Consider the following 15,581-nt stretch of genomic DNA (forward strand, 5'->3'; position numbering starts at 1 on the left):
AAATGCCGCTATTCGACAAAGATACGCACGCTTGATGCACGGCCATCGGCGTCAATCACCGTCAGTGTTGAAAAACCCTGGCCTTCGGGCTGCCATTCACTGCTACGGCGATGCGACGCATCCGGCAGAGGCCTGCCATTGGCAAGCCAGCGGAACGGCGCCCGTCCACCCTGTAGTTTCAGAACCAGCGGTGAAATGCCCGACTGACCTGAGAGCTCCACCCGCGCGCCTTCTGGCGGATAGACGATGCGAGGAGCCGTTTCGCGTCGAGAAGCCGATAGCAGGCCACTTGCCGTAACCGCAAAGCGGCGTTGATTGGCGGGAAGTTCACCGTGTGCGATACGCGCAACACCTGCCGGAGCCGCAGGCATAGGTGTCACCGGCAACCCCGACTTTTCAAATGCGTCAAAGAGGATCGGCGCTGCCGTGGCGTAACCGGCAATGCCGGGGACGGCACCGTTATCTGCACGCCCGATCCACACGCCGATGGCGTGGCGACCGTCATAACCAACCGACCAAGCATCTCTGTAACCGTAGCTCGTCCCCGTCTTGTAGGCGATGCCACGCTGTTTCATGCCAAGCGGGGGCAAAACGCCTGAGAGAATATCCGAAACGTTCCAGAGTGCCGTGCTTGAGAACAGCGGATCACTTTCCATAATCTCTGGCATGCCACGAATGGCGTCACCCAGCCGGACCGGATTTCCACGATTGGCAAGCGCAGCATAAAGCTGGGTGAGATCGACTAGCGAAATCCCCGCTCCGCCCAGAGCAATGGCGAGGCCCGGCGCCTCATTGGGCGGCAGTACAAGCTTCACGTCGGCGCGACGGAACCGCACCATCAGCGCCGAGGGGCTGGTTGCATCCAGCAGCTTCACAGCAGGAACGTTGAGTGAGAGTTGCAGCGCCTGCCGAATGCTGACATCGCCCTGGTATTGCATATCGAAGTTTCGCGGACGGTAGCCGGAGAAATCCGAGGGGCGATCCTCGATGATGGTCTCCTGCGCAACCAGCCCATTTTCGAAGGCAAGCCCGTAGATGAAGGGTTTGAGGGTCGAACCGGGAGAGCGCACCGCGCGGCTCATCTCCACAAAACCACGTCGCGCGGTGTCGAGGTAATCCGATGAACCGACCTCTGCAATGATCTCGCCACTAAGGCTATCGGCCATGACGATGGCGACTGACACATGGCTCCCAAGTTTTTCCGCAGCGTGGCGCGCAATGGTTTCAAATTCCCGCTGGATGGGAAGCGATAACGTGGAATGCGCCTCGCCCTTCCCGGCGAACTTCGCCTTGGCGAAGGCGGCCATGTGGGGGGCATAGGCCGGCAACTCCTGCCTTCTGGACGGCACCGAGGACAGCGCGGCACGGTCCGCCTCTCCCTCGCCGACGACGTTTGCAACAGCAACGCGCTGCAAGACCCGCTCTCTCGCCTCCTTGGCAGCAGCCGGAAAGCGGTCCGGTCTGCGTTTTTCCGGCAATTGCGGCAGCGCCACCAACAATGCCGCCTCGGCGCTATCCAGCCGCTTTGGCTCCTTTCCAAACCAGGCAAGGCTTGCCGCACGCACACCTTCCAGATTACCGCCATAGGGCGCAATGTTGAGGTAGAGGTCGAGAATGTCCGCTTTGCTCAAGCGTCTTTCGATCTGCAGGGCGCGCAAAACCTGTCGGAACTTCGCCGAGAACGATCTGTCGGCGCGGGGTTCAATCAGCCGCGCGACCTGCATCGACAGTGTCGACGCACCGGAGACGATACGCCCGTTGGTAACAAGTTGGGACGCCGCGCGCAGCAGCGCCCAGGGATCGATACCATGATGCTCGTAAAAGCGCTGATCCTCATAAGCCACCAGCATTCGGAGAAACTGCGGATCGACCTCCCTCGCCGTCGTCTTGAGCCGCCATCGTCCTTCCGTCGTTGCAAAGGCTCGCAACAACCGCCCGTCCCGGTCCAGGACTTCGAAGGAGCGTTGCGCAGCAGCATCCAGCGGAGGCGGATAGGCCTTGTCAAGCGTATCTATGCCAAAGACCGCGCCGCCGAGAAGCAGCGCGGCCGAGGAAATACTGACAATAACAGCCCTTGCGCGCCTCATGGTGTCGCCGAACGCACCTCCATGCGACCTGTTGCCGTGCGAGCGGCAAATTGCGGGCGATACATGTCCTCTACCGTCGCGGCAGGGTGATCGTAGGTGCCCGGAGTTACGGCGCGCACGACATAGGCCAGTGTGATCTCCGAACTGTCGCCAGCGGTTCGGTCGAAGGCCGCCACGAAGCGATCGTAGCGGAACTCCGTATGGGCAGCCTCGGTTTCGGGCAGCCAGTCGAAATTCGAAAGCGCTGCCGAATTGACGAGGCTCGGGTTGTCGATCTCGAAGCCCGATGGCAACAGGTCAGTCACAAGGAGACGGGACTGCCAATCGTTTTGCGGCGCGACATTCAAAACCACGACATAACGTTCGTTCTGCACGACCTCGCTCGGGTTCACCTCTTCGCCGTCCATCGAATAATAGGTGCGGTTGATCGTGAAACCGTCGCCCCCAGCAGCCAGAGGCTGAGCAGGCGGCGCCACCGTGGTCACGACCGCCGTTACAGGATCAGGCGAAGCGTTGGAGATTTTCAGTGGTGTGCCGAGAAGCTCATCGCCGCTCATGCGTTTACCGAAACCGCCCGTCTGCAAATCCCCATTCACATCAATGCGGATGTCCTTGTCCTCACCCTTCACGGCACGAGCGGCAAGCAGCATCCAGGCCTGTTCCTGCGTGCTGGTATAGGGTTTCTTTTCCCATTCTTTCGATACGGCACCGGCAAGTTGCGGCACGACAGCGGGAACGGGGCGGCTTTCCGCAGCCAGCGCCAACGACGCTGCACCGTCACGCAACGGTGAGCCATAGTCAGCACGGGCAAAGCTGACATTGGTGACACGGCTCGCCATATCCAGCGATGCACCAAAGATGCTCTTGGACCGGGCCGCATCGCCATAGAGCGACAGTGCTGCCGCGATCTGGGCTTTTGAGAGCGGCGTCGGGAAATCTGCAAGCGCCGTATCGGCATAATATCTGAGATCGTTGATAGCAGCCTTGCGGTTACGTGCCAGCACGTAGAGCGAATAGGCAATCTCGTTGCCGCGATCCTTGACATTGCTGTCATAGGAAAGGCCATTCTGCAGATTGCTGAGCGCCTGGACCATGGCCTGTTCCGGAACGTCATAACCTTGTTCGCGGGCACGCGTCAGGAAATCGCTGACATAAGAGTCAAGCCACAGGTCGCCGTATCCGGGTGACCAAAGGCCGAAGCTGCCGGAACTCGACTGGAACGACAGAACGCGGTAGATCGCCTCCTGGACGCGCTTGCGCATCTCCGGATCTTCGGCAATCCCACTGTCTTTCGTCAACTCGGAGAGATAAAGCAGCGGCAGGGCACGGCTGGTGGTCTGTTCGGCGCAGCCATAGGGATATTTGTCCAGCATCATCACCAGAGCCGGAATATCGAAAGCGGGTGAACGCGTCACATTGACCGCAACGGACGCACCAAGCAGCATGCTGTCAGCCAACAGGTCACCGTTGATCGTCAAGCTGCTATTGGGGGCAATCCGTATTTCACGGCGCGTCGTGACAGGCAGAACCGCTGGACGCACCGGAATGGTCAACGCCTGCTCCAATGCGACACCGCTGTTGTTCGAGACCTTGATGGTGATCGCGCCGTTCCCCGGCAATTCACCCGTCAGCGGAACGGTCAGCGAGGTCTTACCGCCCTTATCGAGTGACAGCACCTGCGAAACCTCGCCTTGATCAACGGTGAGCGCCGTATTGCTGGTAACATCGAGCCGGTAGTCGCCAGCCCCGCCATCGGTGTTAGCGATATCGAGCCTTAATTGCGACTGATCACCCGGGGCAAGAAACTTCGGCGCGCTGGCAGTGACCACCACAGGATCACGGATCACCGCATCGGAGACCGCATGGCCCACCCCGTCCTTCGTCCAGGCAACCGCCATTATGCGAGCTGTTCCGTTGAACTGGGGTATATCGAAGCTGATAGTTGCCTTGCCATCCGCATCGAGTGCGACGGGACCTGCAAAAAAGGCGACCAGCTTTTCAGTGGGTGGGCTACCCTGCAACGCCACCTGCCCGCCGTCACCACCTGTGCGAAGCCGGCCTGTTGCGCCGAGTGAACCGTCGATCAGACGCCCATAGAGATCGCGTATTTCCAAACCGAGACGCCGCTGGCCAAAGTACCAGTCATCCGGCTTTGGTGGCTCGTAACGCGTAAGATTCAAAATACCGACATCAACTGCAGCTACGGTGATGTAGGCCTGTTCGCCGATACCAGCCCCCGTTACCGTCACAGGTATTTCAAGCGGCTGGCGCGGCAGCGTTTGTTTGGCAGCACCAAGCGACACATTCAGCTTGCGTTCGGCGGGATCAACGCCAAGCCATTTGATACCGATGGCACGCATCGGCATACGGCTTTCCTGCGCATCTCCTGGACGGAACAACGTCGCCGTCACATAGGCGCCTGCACCCCACGCCTCGGTAACCGGAAGTTCGATCTCACCGCCACCTTCACCGATCTCGACATTCTGTACGGCGATCAGCTTCTCGGAACCTGCCGTTATCATGACCTCGCCCGCAAAACGGGGAGACACCCTGAGCTTGGCGGTGTCGCCAATCTTATAGCTTGCCTTGTCGAGCGCAATTTCAAGAGCGTCCGGCGTTTCCGTAGAGCTTGCCTCAACATAGAAACCGGCATCAAATTCAACGCTGGAGACTGGCGCGGCGGCACCAGTGCCCTCAACTTCTAGCCTGTAGCGGCCCCAGGTCACCGGCACGGAAATTTCACCCCCGTCAGCCGAGAGGGAAAGGTTTCCGGTTTCCATCTGTTTGGTAAACTCCACCGGCTCATACCGCCAGGAGTTGCCCTGACGATACCACTGGTAGTTTCGCTCAACCTTGATGAGCTTCCAGTTGAGCCCACTCATGGCCTGCTTTACGCCGTCTGCGGAGACCCCAATGACATGGAAGCGACCAATGGAATTCTGTGCCAGATCACCGGAAAACTGCGGCTTGATGCCGATCATCGCGCCCTCACCCTTGATCGGCAGCGACAACGAGCGTTCCACAGCGCGCCCACCTGCTTCCTGCATGCGCACCGTGATGTTGGCGGACAGCATTTGCGTGGTCGACGGCAGGTCCGTCAGATTGACGTTGAAACTTGCCTTACCCTCCTCGTCCAGAGCCGGCAGATCCGCGAGAGTTGTCCGGTTTTCTTCTTCGGTTTCTTCGTCAGCAAGACCAAAGACGTACCCTTCGAACGCGGAATTGCTCCGTGTTGGTTTGATGCCGACTTCGCCTTCAAGCGTCAGGCCGGCCGCCGGCGCTCCGTAAAGATAACGGCCATCCACATCGATTGCGGCATCTTGTGCCGGAACGATCTCCTTCACCTTGCTTGAAAGATCGAACTCCGTACGATCCGGCACGAAATCGTCGACGAGGAAACTCTTTTCACTGATTGCAGCCGTTTTCGGATCGGTGTGAATGCGCAACGTCCAGGTGCCGCGCATGGCATTTTCCTGCAGAGGCAGATCCACCGCATAACCGCCAAGTGTCTTTCCGTCGCTGACGAAGCGCCGGTCTTCCACGCCATCAGGGCGAGAGAAGATGAAGGTGAGCGGCAGGTTCTCGATTGCCTTGCCATCCACGTCCCGCGCCAGTGCAGCGGAATGCACCGTTTCTCCTGCCCGGTAGATGCCGCGTTCCGTCCAGGAAAACACGTCGATCGCACCGGGAGCAGCCCGACCGGTGACACCTCTGTCGGAAAGATCAAAGCCGGCCCGTGTCATATCCAGGAAGACATAATCCTTGTCGCCATTGCGCGCGGTCAGAATTGCCGGTGCTTGAGCCGCCGAACCGCGCATCAGTCCGGCCGAAAAGGTAGCTCTACCATCGCCATCGGTTTTTGCAGTTCCAAGAACTTCGTTGTTCTTCGCCAACAATTGCAGGTCGACATCTGCCAATGGTTTTGCGGTACCAAGTGAGCGGACGAAAACGTTAAGACCGTCCGTTCCGGCATAGGTCGTGATGCCGGTGTCGGAAACCAGGAACCATTGGGTGGCGCGCGAATCCCAATCTTCAGGCTGTGTGCCGGGCGGCGTCGCCGTCAGCACGTAGATTCCGGCCTTACGCTCGGGAAGCGCCTCATCCACCGGAAAGCTGGTAATGACGTCCTTGTTGAGGTCTGGCTGAATTTCGATTGCACCTTGCCAGACCAGTTCACCGATTTCATTTTCGATACGACCGGCATTATAGCCATCCATCTGCGTCAGGAACTGAGAGTTCGCCAGAAGCGCCGTGATGTTGCGATCGCCAATGCGGTAAAGTTTCAAGTCCGCCGTGTCTGCATTGACGGAAACGATCGGGATGCCGCGCCGGGCCGAGCCGGGCAGCACGAAATTCTCTCCGGTAAAACGTACGCTCGCAGCACGATCTCTGACATAAACATCCAGATCAACCTGCTTTTCGAGCGGCTCATCGACCGATGACGGCAGACCAGCGCGAAACGCGATTTTGTAGCGTTGGCCATGTGTCAGACCCTCGACACAAATCTCGCTGTTTTTCGCGTCGATTGCCTTGGGGGCGGCGCCGTCCAGTGTCACGAAGGAGGAGTAATCAACACCGTTCTTGACGAGCGGTTCGGAAAACTGCGCGCAGGCGCGTGGGCTGACACTGTCCGTATCCACCGTGTTGCCGATGATGCGGAAGCCCTGCCGGCTGCGCAGATCGGCATAAGCAGCTTCTGTTTCAGCCGTATCGACGAGCGCAAGGCTTGCCTTGTAGGCGTTCAGGGCGGCCCGGTAACTTTGCGTTCTCTCGAAAGCCTGCGCCAGACGATTGAGCGCTTCTGTTCTGGCGCTGACGGTGCGGCTCAATTGGTAAGCATTGAGCGCGGCCGAGGCAGCCTGACCGGCAATCGAATAATTATCTGTCACCTGCGCGGCAGCGCCGGCAAGCTCAGCCCAGAGCGCTCCATCATCGGGGGCGAGCGCAAGCGCCGATTTATAGGTTTCGACCGCCTCCGGAATGGTGCCGGCGGCCGCCTGCTGCCTCGCCGTTTCCAGAAGGCCTTCGAGCCCCTGCTCGTCGCTTGCTTCCAGACCCGCTTTCAGCTTGCGCGCTTCCTGCTGGAGGCTTTCTGAAATGAACGACAGACGCTGCGGTGCGCCAATATCCGGTTCAGCAACGGTTTCTACCACCTTGCCCGCCACAGCGCCCGGAAATGCGTTAAGCTGATTGAAATCCGATTTCAGGAAGCACCATTTCACCTTCGGATTGTAGGTAAATGCCTTGCAGGCCGCATCGCCCACGCAAATCTCACCGCATTGCTCCAGCGAGACATTCTGCTCGGTGCGCAAATCGAAACCGAAATAATCGCCATTCTTGGTTGTGACGATCTTTCGCGATGGCTCTGCCGCCAAGCCTGGAAGAATGGTGGAAACCGTTGCCAGAACAACGACAGAAGCCCGAACGATAGCACGCAGCGACATCAGTTTTCTCCCCCGTACAGATGCTGGCCGGACTCTGGCCAAATCCACGCACAGTTGTCAACGCGTCATCGCCAATTTGCGGCATGACTGCGCCGAACGGGGTAAACGGAAAATCAGTCTTCTATTTTGCGGGCTTCCGAAATCAGCATGATCGGCACACCATCGCGAATGGGATAGGCCAGTCTGGCACTTTCCGAGACAAGTTCGTTGCGGGAACGGTCATAGGACAAGCCGCCTTTGGTCAAAGGACAAACCAGAAGCTCCAGCAGCTTCGGGTCGACATTGCTCATCCTGTCGTCCATCAGCCCGCTCCTGCCCTATTGCAAAATATTGCCGTTCTCGCCGCCACCTTGAGCGAGAAGAATCTCTGTAATTGCAATGAGTGTCTCAGCCCGTGTCTTCAAATCAGGAGCTTCCAGAAGCGCCTGTTTTTCTGCGGGGCCGAAAGGTGACATCATCGAAAGGGAGTTGACGAGCACGCGATTGCCCGCGCGCTCCACGCTTTCCCAGTCTGCTTCAAGCTGATTGGCATCAAGAAAGGCGCGGAAAACGCGCAACAGGTTGTTACGATCCACAGCATCTTCGTCGTAGTCACCGGAAAGATCGGCAATGAATGGTGCATGCACAAAGCTGCGGTATGGCTTTCCCGCCGCATCCACTTCCTTGAGCAGACGGAAACGGCAAACACCCGTAAGCGAAATCAGATAACGGCCGTCGCCGGTTTCGGAAAATGAAGTGATACGACCAAGACAACCCACGGAACTCAGCGCTCCACCCTCGGTGCCTGTATCGATTGCGTGAAGTGCGGGCTGAACCATGCCAATGAGGCGATCACTCGCCAGTGCCCGGTCGATCATCGCCAGATATCGAGGTTCGAAGATATTCAGCGGAAGATGCCCTTCCGGCAGGAGAAGCGCTCCCGGCAGGGGGAAAACCGGGACTGTTTCCGGCAGATCGTCGCTCTTCACATATCTCGCATTTCCGATATGCATGGGAATGAACCCTCTATTTTCCGGAGTACCGGTCGATCCCGATGGTATCGACCGGTCATCTCCACATTACGAAAACAGGATCGCCGAAAGCTTCCTGCGTCCGGCCACCGTCGCAGGGTCTTTGAAGCCCCAGGCCTCGAAAAACTCCAGCAGTTGCCGACGCGCGCCGTCTTCATCGAATTCGCGGTCCTTGCGCATGATGTAGAGCAGATGGTCGGCTGCTTCATCACGCTTGCCTTGAACGTTCAGAACCTTGGCAAGTTTCATTCGGGATTCGTGATGATCCGGATTTGTTGCCAGATCGCGCTCGAGGGCCGTCGCATCGCCGAGTTTACGGGCTTCCTCATATTGAGCGATCTTCTTGGCAACGAGCTGGATGCCCGCATCTTCAGACAATTCTGGCGGCAGCGAAGACACAAGCTCGCCAGCCCTTTCGTATTCTCCAACGGCGATCATGCACTCGGCGATACCTGCAATCGCGGCTGCATTGTCCGGGTCAGCCTGCATGACCGCACCGAACAGCTGTGCTGCGCCTTCGTGATCGCCATCCGCCACAAGCTGTTTTGCTTCGGCCAGCACAGCTTCGATCTGGGCTTTCGGATCACCTGCATCGGGACCAGCAATCTTGTCGATAAACTGACGGATCTGGCTTTCGGGAACAGCGCCCATGAAACCATCAACCGGGCGACCATCAGCAAAGGCGACGATGGCCGGGATTGACTGGATGCCAAGCTGGCCGGGAATTGAGGGATGATCGTCGATATTCAGCTTTACCAGCTTCACGCGACCATTGGCTTCGTTGATGACCTTTTCCAGAACCGGCGTCAGCTGTTTGCATGGGCCGCACCACGGCGCCCAGAAATCCACCAGCACCGGCTGATTGCGCGATTCCTCAAGAACATCCTTGGAGAAAGCGGCGGTCGTCGTATCCTTGATGTGGCCGGAGGCAGCGCCATTAAGCTCCCCGCCGAATTGCGCGGTTGCAGACATCTGCCCGCCGTAGGAACTGCCGTAAGGGTTGTTCGTGCCGCTCATGCCGGTCTCCAATGGTACCTGTCGTTTTCGTCTCTATTAACGCAAAGATCGTATCTCACTCGCTCACTTTCAAGACAAGCGGCGCATGGCCGGTCGCCTCCAGAAAGCGAATAAGGTCCTGCTTGCCAACCGTCGTCGTCGCATTGTTGGACAGCGGGTGACCGTTGATCAGTTCGTTCTCCATAAGAGCGCTGTCGAGCACAAAAGTCACGTCGTTGTTGACGTCATTGATCGCGCCAAAAACGGTGACCGATCCAGGAACGACGCCAAGATACTCCAGCATCTTTTCCGGCCTGCCAAAGGAAACGCGGCTTGCCGCACCGATCACTTTGTGAACGCTCTTGAGGTCGACGGAGGCATTTTCTTCCACCGTCAGAACAAAATACTTGTCCTTCTTGTCCTTTACGAACAGGTTCTTGGTATGACCACCGGGGATGAGATCACGCAGCGACTGGGATTCAGCGACGGTAAAAACCGGCTCATGCTGTTTCGTGCTGTGTGAGATGCCAAGCTTGTCCAGAAGCTTGAAGAGTTCATCCGCCGTCTTGGGAGAAATTTCCGTCATATCCCGCACCTGTCGCTCTCGATTCTCGGACCATTGTCTTTCTGAATAAGCACGCTGGCTACCGCTGGCAACGGGCGGAAATCCTGCCGCGATGAAAAAATCCAGCCATTTCCGCTACTTGTCGAATTTTCGCGGGTTTTGTTCGTATTTTTGTCATTTCCCTGTTGCATTCCAAAATCGATTGAGCGATATAGCGCCCGTCGCCGCAACACTGGTGACCCACGGTTCAGCTTACTACCCCGAACCGTTGGCTTATGAGCGGGTGTAGCTCAGGGGTAGAGCACAACCTTGCCAAGGTTGGGGTCGAGGGTTCAAATCCCTTCGCCCGCTCCAAATTCTCCTAGATCGTTGATGACATTGAGAATTTTGGTCGCCTTAGCGACTGGGAATCTTTCATTCTCCTTCCGTTGACCGCTGTAAAGCTTACAGCAAAGCACCTTAAAGTCTTGCACGTACCGATCTGGAGTTTGGGGCGGCAGTATCGGGTCCCGCTAACAGCCGTTTCACATTTGCACAAACCCAGCCACCTCTTCCCCAAGAGAATACCGCCTATACCCTCGCATAGCTGGAACAAACATGGCCCAATGCCGTTTAATGTGGTTGTTTCACCACCCTGGGGGTCGCAATGTTCGCAAACAGCAAATCCATATTTCTGGCAGCCGCATTCCTCGCCATATCAATACCGACAATGTCTTCTGCCGCCGACATGATCCAATACGGCCAAGATCGCGCGCCATCGCAGAAGACATACTACCGCTCGTCTTATGTCACGCAGCGCGAGACCTGCAGCAACAATATCGTCTCCTACCGCGCCCCGTACGAACGACACACGGAGCTGGTTACGCTTTGCCACCCGCCGCTTACATGGAATTTAGGACCATCATCAGCGACAACATGGTCGCCATGATCTTGCCATAATTGCTTTAGTGTGTTTACGTGCGCCCGCCCTTGTGGGAGGGGCAGAGGTTGAGACCCGTCGGCTGCAACATTGCGGAAGGCGGGTTTCCCTTTTTTGGGCAGTAGAAAACTGCACGCGGGACACCAGCGGCAGGTAATGCTAATCGTCGATTTGAAATAAATGAGAAGTGGTAGCGGGAGAGGGACTTGAACCCCCGACACGCGGATTATGATTCCGCTGCTCTAACCACCTGAGCTACCCCGCCACAGAGGGAAATGACTGTCTTGTGACCGCCGTTCCGTCAGGATGAGCGGCTTATAAGGCGCCGCTCCCCAAAGTGTCAAGCGCAAGATGCGCAAAAAGTTCGCTTTCTGCACAGGAGCAAAAAAGCGAACGGTTTCAGGCTGCAACCTGATTTTCGAGGAGCGCCTTAAGAGAGGCTTCTGCATCGGCTGACCGTTCAGAGCGCTCAATGAAACCGCCGCCAAAGACGCGTGCGTCCGGTCCTGGCGCAGAATAAAGCACGCAAGCCTGTCCGGGCGCGACACCGGCTTCGCCGGTCATCAGATCGACGTAGACACCCTTCTCATCCGCATGCAGCACGGCTTCTGTCGGTGGCCGTGTGGAGCGAACCTTGGCGAAGCAGGAGAAGCCAGACTGCGCATCGCTTTCCAGCGCGCCATCACCCAGCCAGTTGACATCACGCAGATAAACCCGGTGCGTTTCCAGCGCCTCACGTGGCCCCACGATCACCCGTCGCCCGCGTGCATCGAGATGAACGACATAGAGCGGCTCACCGGTTGCGACGCCGATACCGCGGCGCTGACCGATCGTATAATGCACGATGCCGTCGTGGCGGCCGAGTACGCGACCGTCGAGATGAACGATATCGCCTACCAGCGCCGCATTCGGCTTCAGCTTGTTGATGATATCAGTGTATTTGCCTTGCGGCACAAAACAGATGTCCTGGCTATCGGCCTTCTTGGCGACCACCAGCCCCATATCTTCGGCAAGCTCGCGTGTTTCAGCCTTGGAAAGACCACCGAGCGGGAAGCGCAGATAATCGATCTGCTCCTGCGTGGTCGCAAACAGAAACCAGCTCTGGTCGCGATCGCTATCGATTGGCCGGTAAAGCGCGCGACGATCTGGATGACCCGGAACAGGGTTACGGCGCGAACGGATGTAATGGCCGGTTGCCAGTGCATCGGCTCCAAGTTCCTTGGCAGTGGCCAGCAGATCTGCAAACTTTACAGTCTGATTGCAGGCAACGCAGGGGATCGGCGTTTCGCCCATCGCATAGGCTTCAGCGAAGGGATTGATAACCGTTTCGCGGAAGCGTGCTTCGTAATCCAGCACATAATGGGGAATACCCAGCGTTTCGCAAACGCGGCGCGCATCATCGATGTCCTGCCCTGCACAACAGGAGCCAGCACGATGTACGGCTGCACCATGGTCATAGAGCTGAAGCGTGATCCCGAGGACATCATAGCCCTCACGCTTGAGGATACCGGCAACAACGGATGAATCCACGCCGCCAGACATGGCGACGACAATCCGGGTGTCTTCCGGCTTCTTGTCAAAATCGAGCGTGTTCAAGTTTTTTCCAATCGTCAGTCATACCGGGGGTCAAGGCCCCGCCGCCTGTCGTTTCATCCGGTACGATATGGTTTTTCGAGGATATCATCCATCCCCATTTCGCCGGATTTTCAGCGCTGCATATAGAAAGAATTGCTTTCACACGCAAGTACAGGGCGGCAAAGCCGCCCTGCGCTAAAGGAAGATCACGATAAAGGGCTATCAGGCACCAGCAGTCTTCTGACCGTCGCCGATCCACTTGTCACGCTCGCGCCAGAGCGCAGGCAACGCCAGAAGCGCAATACCCGTAAGGGCGATCATCGTCTTTTCGATCTGACCAAGCTCTGCCGTGCGGCCATCGACATAGTAAATGCCGTAGACGATAGCGACATGCCAGACATAGACCTGAAGCGAATGACGGCCCAGAAGCTGCAGGAACTTGAGCGACAGCACCCAGATGACGCCATTGGCAATCGAGCGCACCAGCGGACGGTGATGATGCGGGCCGGCAATAATCAACCATGTCAGGCCAACGCCGACAGCAAGGAAGTTGATGAGATAGACCGGGCCGAAGTCCGCACGGATTTCCATGGAGGAGAACTTTCCGAGCATGAATTCCGGCATCAGATTCCAGGCCGTTGCGATACGAAGCGGCATGAAGAACAGGCAGATCACCAGAGCCGCCTTCGGAATCCAGGAGTTCTCGGGCGAGAAGATCTTCTTCCACTGGATGCGGCCCTGTGCAGTCATCGCACCAAGCACCAGCGCCGAATAGAACACAAGCTGCCAGCCCAGCATATTGAAGCTGACGCGAATGCCCTGCTCGTCCGCACCCTTAACAAGCTCATTGAGAGGGGCGGTAACGATCTGCTGAAGGCCAAGCTGTCCTGCCATCCAGACCAGCAACGAACCGGCAATAACGTAGGCCCACTTGCCATCCAGGCAAAGCTTCACGAGGACAGGCGCAAAAATCATGTAGACGATATATTGCGGCAGAATGTCCATGAATGTCGGCTGGAACAGGAATGTCGCAATCGCAGCAAGACGCAGCGGATCGTCGAACGAGGTCATGCCAAGCCAGTTGTACCAGATGTAAGGTGCGTGCGGGATAACCATTCGGAAGAACAGAACGGCGATCACGAGACCCATCGCGTAGCGATAGAGTTCCATCGCCCGGTTCCAGATCGCCTGCTTTCCGGCGTCATAACCGTACTTCATCATCTTTCTGGCGTAGACCATACCGATCAGCAGGCCAGAGAGGAAAACGAAGCCCTGAGCGTCTTCGACAAACGCAAACTGTCTGTGATTGATTTCAACAAGCCAAAAGCCACCCGCAAAGACAAGGTGGTTTATCAGCATGAAGACGAGAAAATAACCGCGCATCCCGTCGATCAGGTCAAAGCGTTTCATGTCGATAGCTCTCCATACTCGCGGGCCGTGCAGCGCCCGGCCACTCCTTCTCCCCGAGAACCGGGGCTGGATCGTCAACGCTGATTTCTGGCTGTGGTTCCCTCTTGAAAGCGGTTTAAAGCGGGAAGCAGCTCACGTTGGCGTGTGCACCCTCTGGTTATGACCCCGGGACTGAATGCTGGATGAATGAAAGATGGCATTTCCGTGAGAAGGAGGAAGGCCTCCGCGCCATATGCCCAGGCGCATATCGGCGTAATCCCCTGCATAGCAGGCGAAAGGGTCGCGCCAGTCCATCGCCTCCAACACCGATCGGAGCCATGACATTTTTCTGCAAAATTTTGTGAACAGTGATTGCAGAAAGAAAAAAGCCCGGACACCTTTCGGCGTCCGGGCTTTTTTCAACTTCACTGGTCGGCGACGGTCGGCGTCAATTCCAAACGTCGCAATTTCCTCAAGCGGCAGCCTGGATAGCGGCAACCTGCCAGTTATCATTGCCGGCGCGGCGAACGAAGGTCCACATTTCCACCGATTCGGAAGGGTTCTGTTCATCGCCCTCGATGACCTTGCCCGTAGAGCGGTCACGCATCACGTCGATTGCGGAATAGCGCATGGCAACGGTGGCGAAATCCTGGCCTTCTTCATGCCAGGCCTCGGCAACATCGCCTTGTAGCAGCGTAATGTCTCTCACATCATTCTTCACGCCGCTGGTGGCGTTGTCGCTCAGTTCCTCGGCAAGATAAGACATGGCTTCAGGCGTCGTCAGCTTGCGCAGCGTGCCGTAATCCTCAGCAGCATAGGCGGCCTGAACGTCTTCCAGCATTTTCTGGAAGGTCTCGAGATCACCCTGCGTAACGCCAATTTCATCACCTTCCGACATGGCATTTTCGTGCGGGACAGGCTTGGCGGCCGCCGGAGCGGCAGCCGCAGCGGCGCCACCGAAAGAGCCCGTCTTGGAGCCGATCTGCGGAATCTTGAACGAAGAGCCGCCCTGCTGAGCATGATTATTGGCAGAATAGTCAGTGCGTGCCGAGTTATTGCCTGCACCACCAAAGGCTGGCTGACCCTGACGACGCGATGCGAAGAAACGCATGGCCAGCATGACCAGGCCACCAATCAGCAGCACCTGCAACAGCATACCGAAGAAACCGGCCATACCACCGAAGCCACCGCCCATCAGCATACCGAACAGGCCACCCATCAACAGACCGCCCATGAGGCCACCCATCATACCGCCGAACATACCGCGGTTCTGCTGCGGCGCCTGTGCCGTCGCATTGCGGTTAGGCGTCGTCGCACCCGGCTGACCGGACTGCGTGTTTGGCGTCATGCTGCGGTTGATAGGCGCTGCCTGTCCCGGAGCCGTGCTTGTGGATGGCGGCGCGGAATAAGTGCGTGTTCCACGGCTGCCGAGACCACCGCTGGCACGCCGCGCCTCGGCCATATCGACCGCTACGAAAGAAACCGCAATCCCCAACGCGGCGACCGCAAACAAACCCTTAAAGCGCCGAAAGGCAGCAAACATCGTCTTCTCCTGTTGGCCGCCCTCCCATGAGCGGCATGTCATGAAAAGCGATA

9 protein-coding genes and 2 tRNA genes are annotated in these 15,581 nt (G+C 57.5%); 1 reads left to right on the forward strand and 10 read right to left on the reverse strand.

Annotation, left to right across the window (positions count from 1 at the left end; translation table 11 throughout):
* Positions 1-8: 8 nt before the first annotated feature.
* The 6 genes from pbpC to HWX89_RS07565 all read right to left on the reverse strand — a co-directional run bounded on the left by pbpC (position 9) and on the right by HWX89_RS07565 (position 10,123).
* A complete protein-coding gene (gene pbpC, locus HWX89_RS07540) occupies positions 9-2,087 on the reverse strand; it encodes a penicillin-binding protein 1C (protein ID WP_138792102.1) in 2,079 nt (692 codons plus the stop codon).
* Positions 2,084-7,531 (reverse strand): alpha-2-macroglobulin family protein, encoded by a 5,448-nt coding sequence (locus HWX89_RS07545; RefSeq protein ID WP_138792101.1) that lies wholly within the window; start codon positions 7,529-7,531, stop codon positions 2,084-2,086. Before HWX89_RS07545 ends, pbpC begins: the two co-directional genes overlap by 4 nt.
* Before the next feature lie 113 nt (positions 7,532-7,644).
* Entirely contained in the window at positions 7,645-7,833 is a 189-nt protein-coding gene (locus HWX89_RS07550; protein WP_138792100.1) for a Trm112 family protein, read from the reverse strand.
* A gap of 15 nt (positions 7,834-7,848) precedes the next feature.
* Positions 7,849-8,523, reverse strand: a complete 675-nt coding sequence (locus HWX89_RS07555) for an LON peptidase substrate-binding domain-containing protein (RefSeq protein ID WP_178340654.1) — start codon at positions 8,521-8,523, stop codon at positions 7,849-7,851.
* 66 nt (positions 8,524-8,589) lie between these two features.
* On the reverse strand, positions 8,590-9,558 hold the full coding sequence (gene trxA, locus HWX89_RS07560; protein WP_138792099.1) for a thioredoxin: 969 nt from the start codon (positions 9,556-9,558) through the stop codon (positions 8,590-8,592).
* 55 nt (positions 9,559-9,613) lie between these two features.
* On the reverse strand, positions 9,614-10,123 hold the full coding sequence (locus tag HWX89_RS07565; RefSeq protein WP_138792098.1) for a prolyl-tRNA synthetase associated domain-containing protein: 510 nt from the start codon (positions 10,121-10,123) through the stop codon (positions 9,614-9,616).
* Positions 10,124-10,381: 258 nt separating this feature from the next.
* On the opposite strand from HWX89_RS07565, the gene HWX89_RS07570 reads away from it, so the two are divergent.
* Positions 10,382-10,456: transfer RNA gene (locus HWX89_RS07570), tRNA-Gly, on the forward strand.
* Between the two features lie 753 nt (positions 10,457-11,209).
* Here HWX89_RS07570 and HWX89_RS07575 read toward each other — a convergent pair.
* The 4 genes from HWX89_RS07575 to HWX89_RS07590 all read right to left on the reverse strand — a co-directional run bounded on the left by HWX89_RS07575 (position 11,210) and on the right by HWX89_RS07590 (position 15,528).
* Positions 11,210-11,286: transfer RNA gene (locus HWX89_RS07575), tRNA-Met, on the reverse strand.
* 134 nt (positions 11,287-11,420) lie between these two features.
* Positions 11,421-12,617: a tRNA 2-thiouridine(34) synthase MnmA gene (mnmA, locus tag HWX89_RS07580; RefSeq protein WP_138792097.1), complete on the reverse strand. Its 1,197-nt coding sequence runs from the start codon at positions 12,615-12,617 to the stop codon at positions 11,421-11,423.
* A 201-nt stretch (positions 12,618-12,818) separates the two neighbouring features.
* Positions 12,819-14,006, reverse strand: coding sequence for an OpgC family protein (locus HWX89_RS07585; protein WP_138792096.1), 1,188 nt, complete (start codon positions 14,004-14,006; stop codon positions 12,819-12,821).
* 451 nt (positions 14,007-14,457) lie between these two features.
* The gene (locus HWX89_RS07590; protein WP_138792095.1) at positions 14,458-15,528 is read right to left on the reverse strand and encodes a Tim44 domain-containing protein; all 1,071 of its coding nucleotides are present in this window, start codon (positions 15,526-15,528) and stop codon (positions 14,458-14,460) included.
* Between the last annotated feature and the right edge of the window lie 53 nt (positions 15,529-15,581).

Source organism: Rhizobium sp. RM (genome assembly GCF_013390595.1).
Taxonomy (GTDB): domain Bacteria; phylum Pseudomonadota; class Alphaproteobacteria; order Rhizobiales; family Rhizobiaceae; genus Agrobacterium.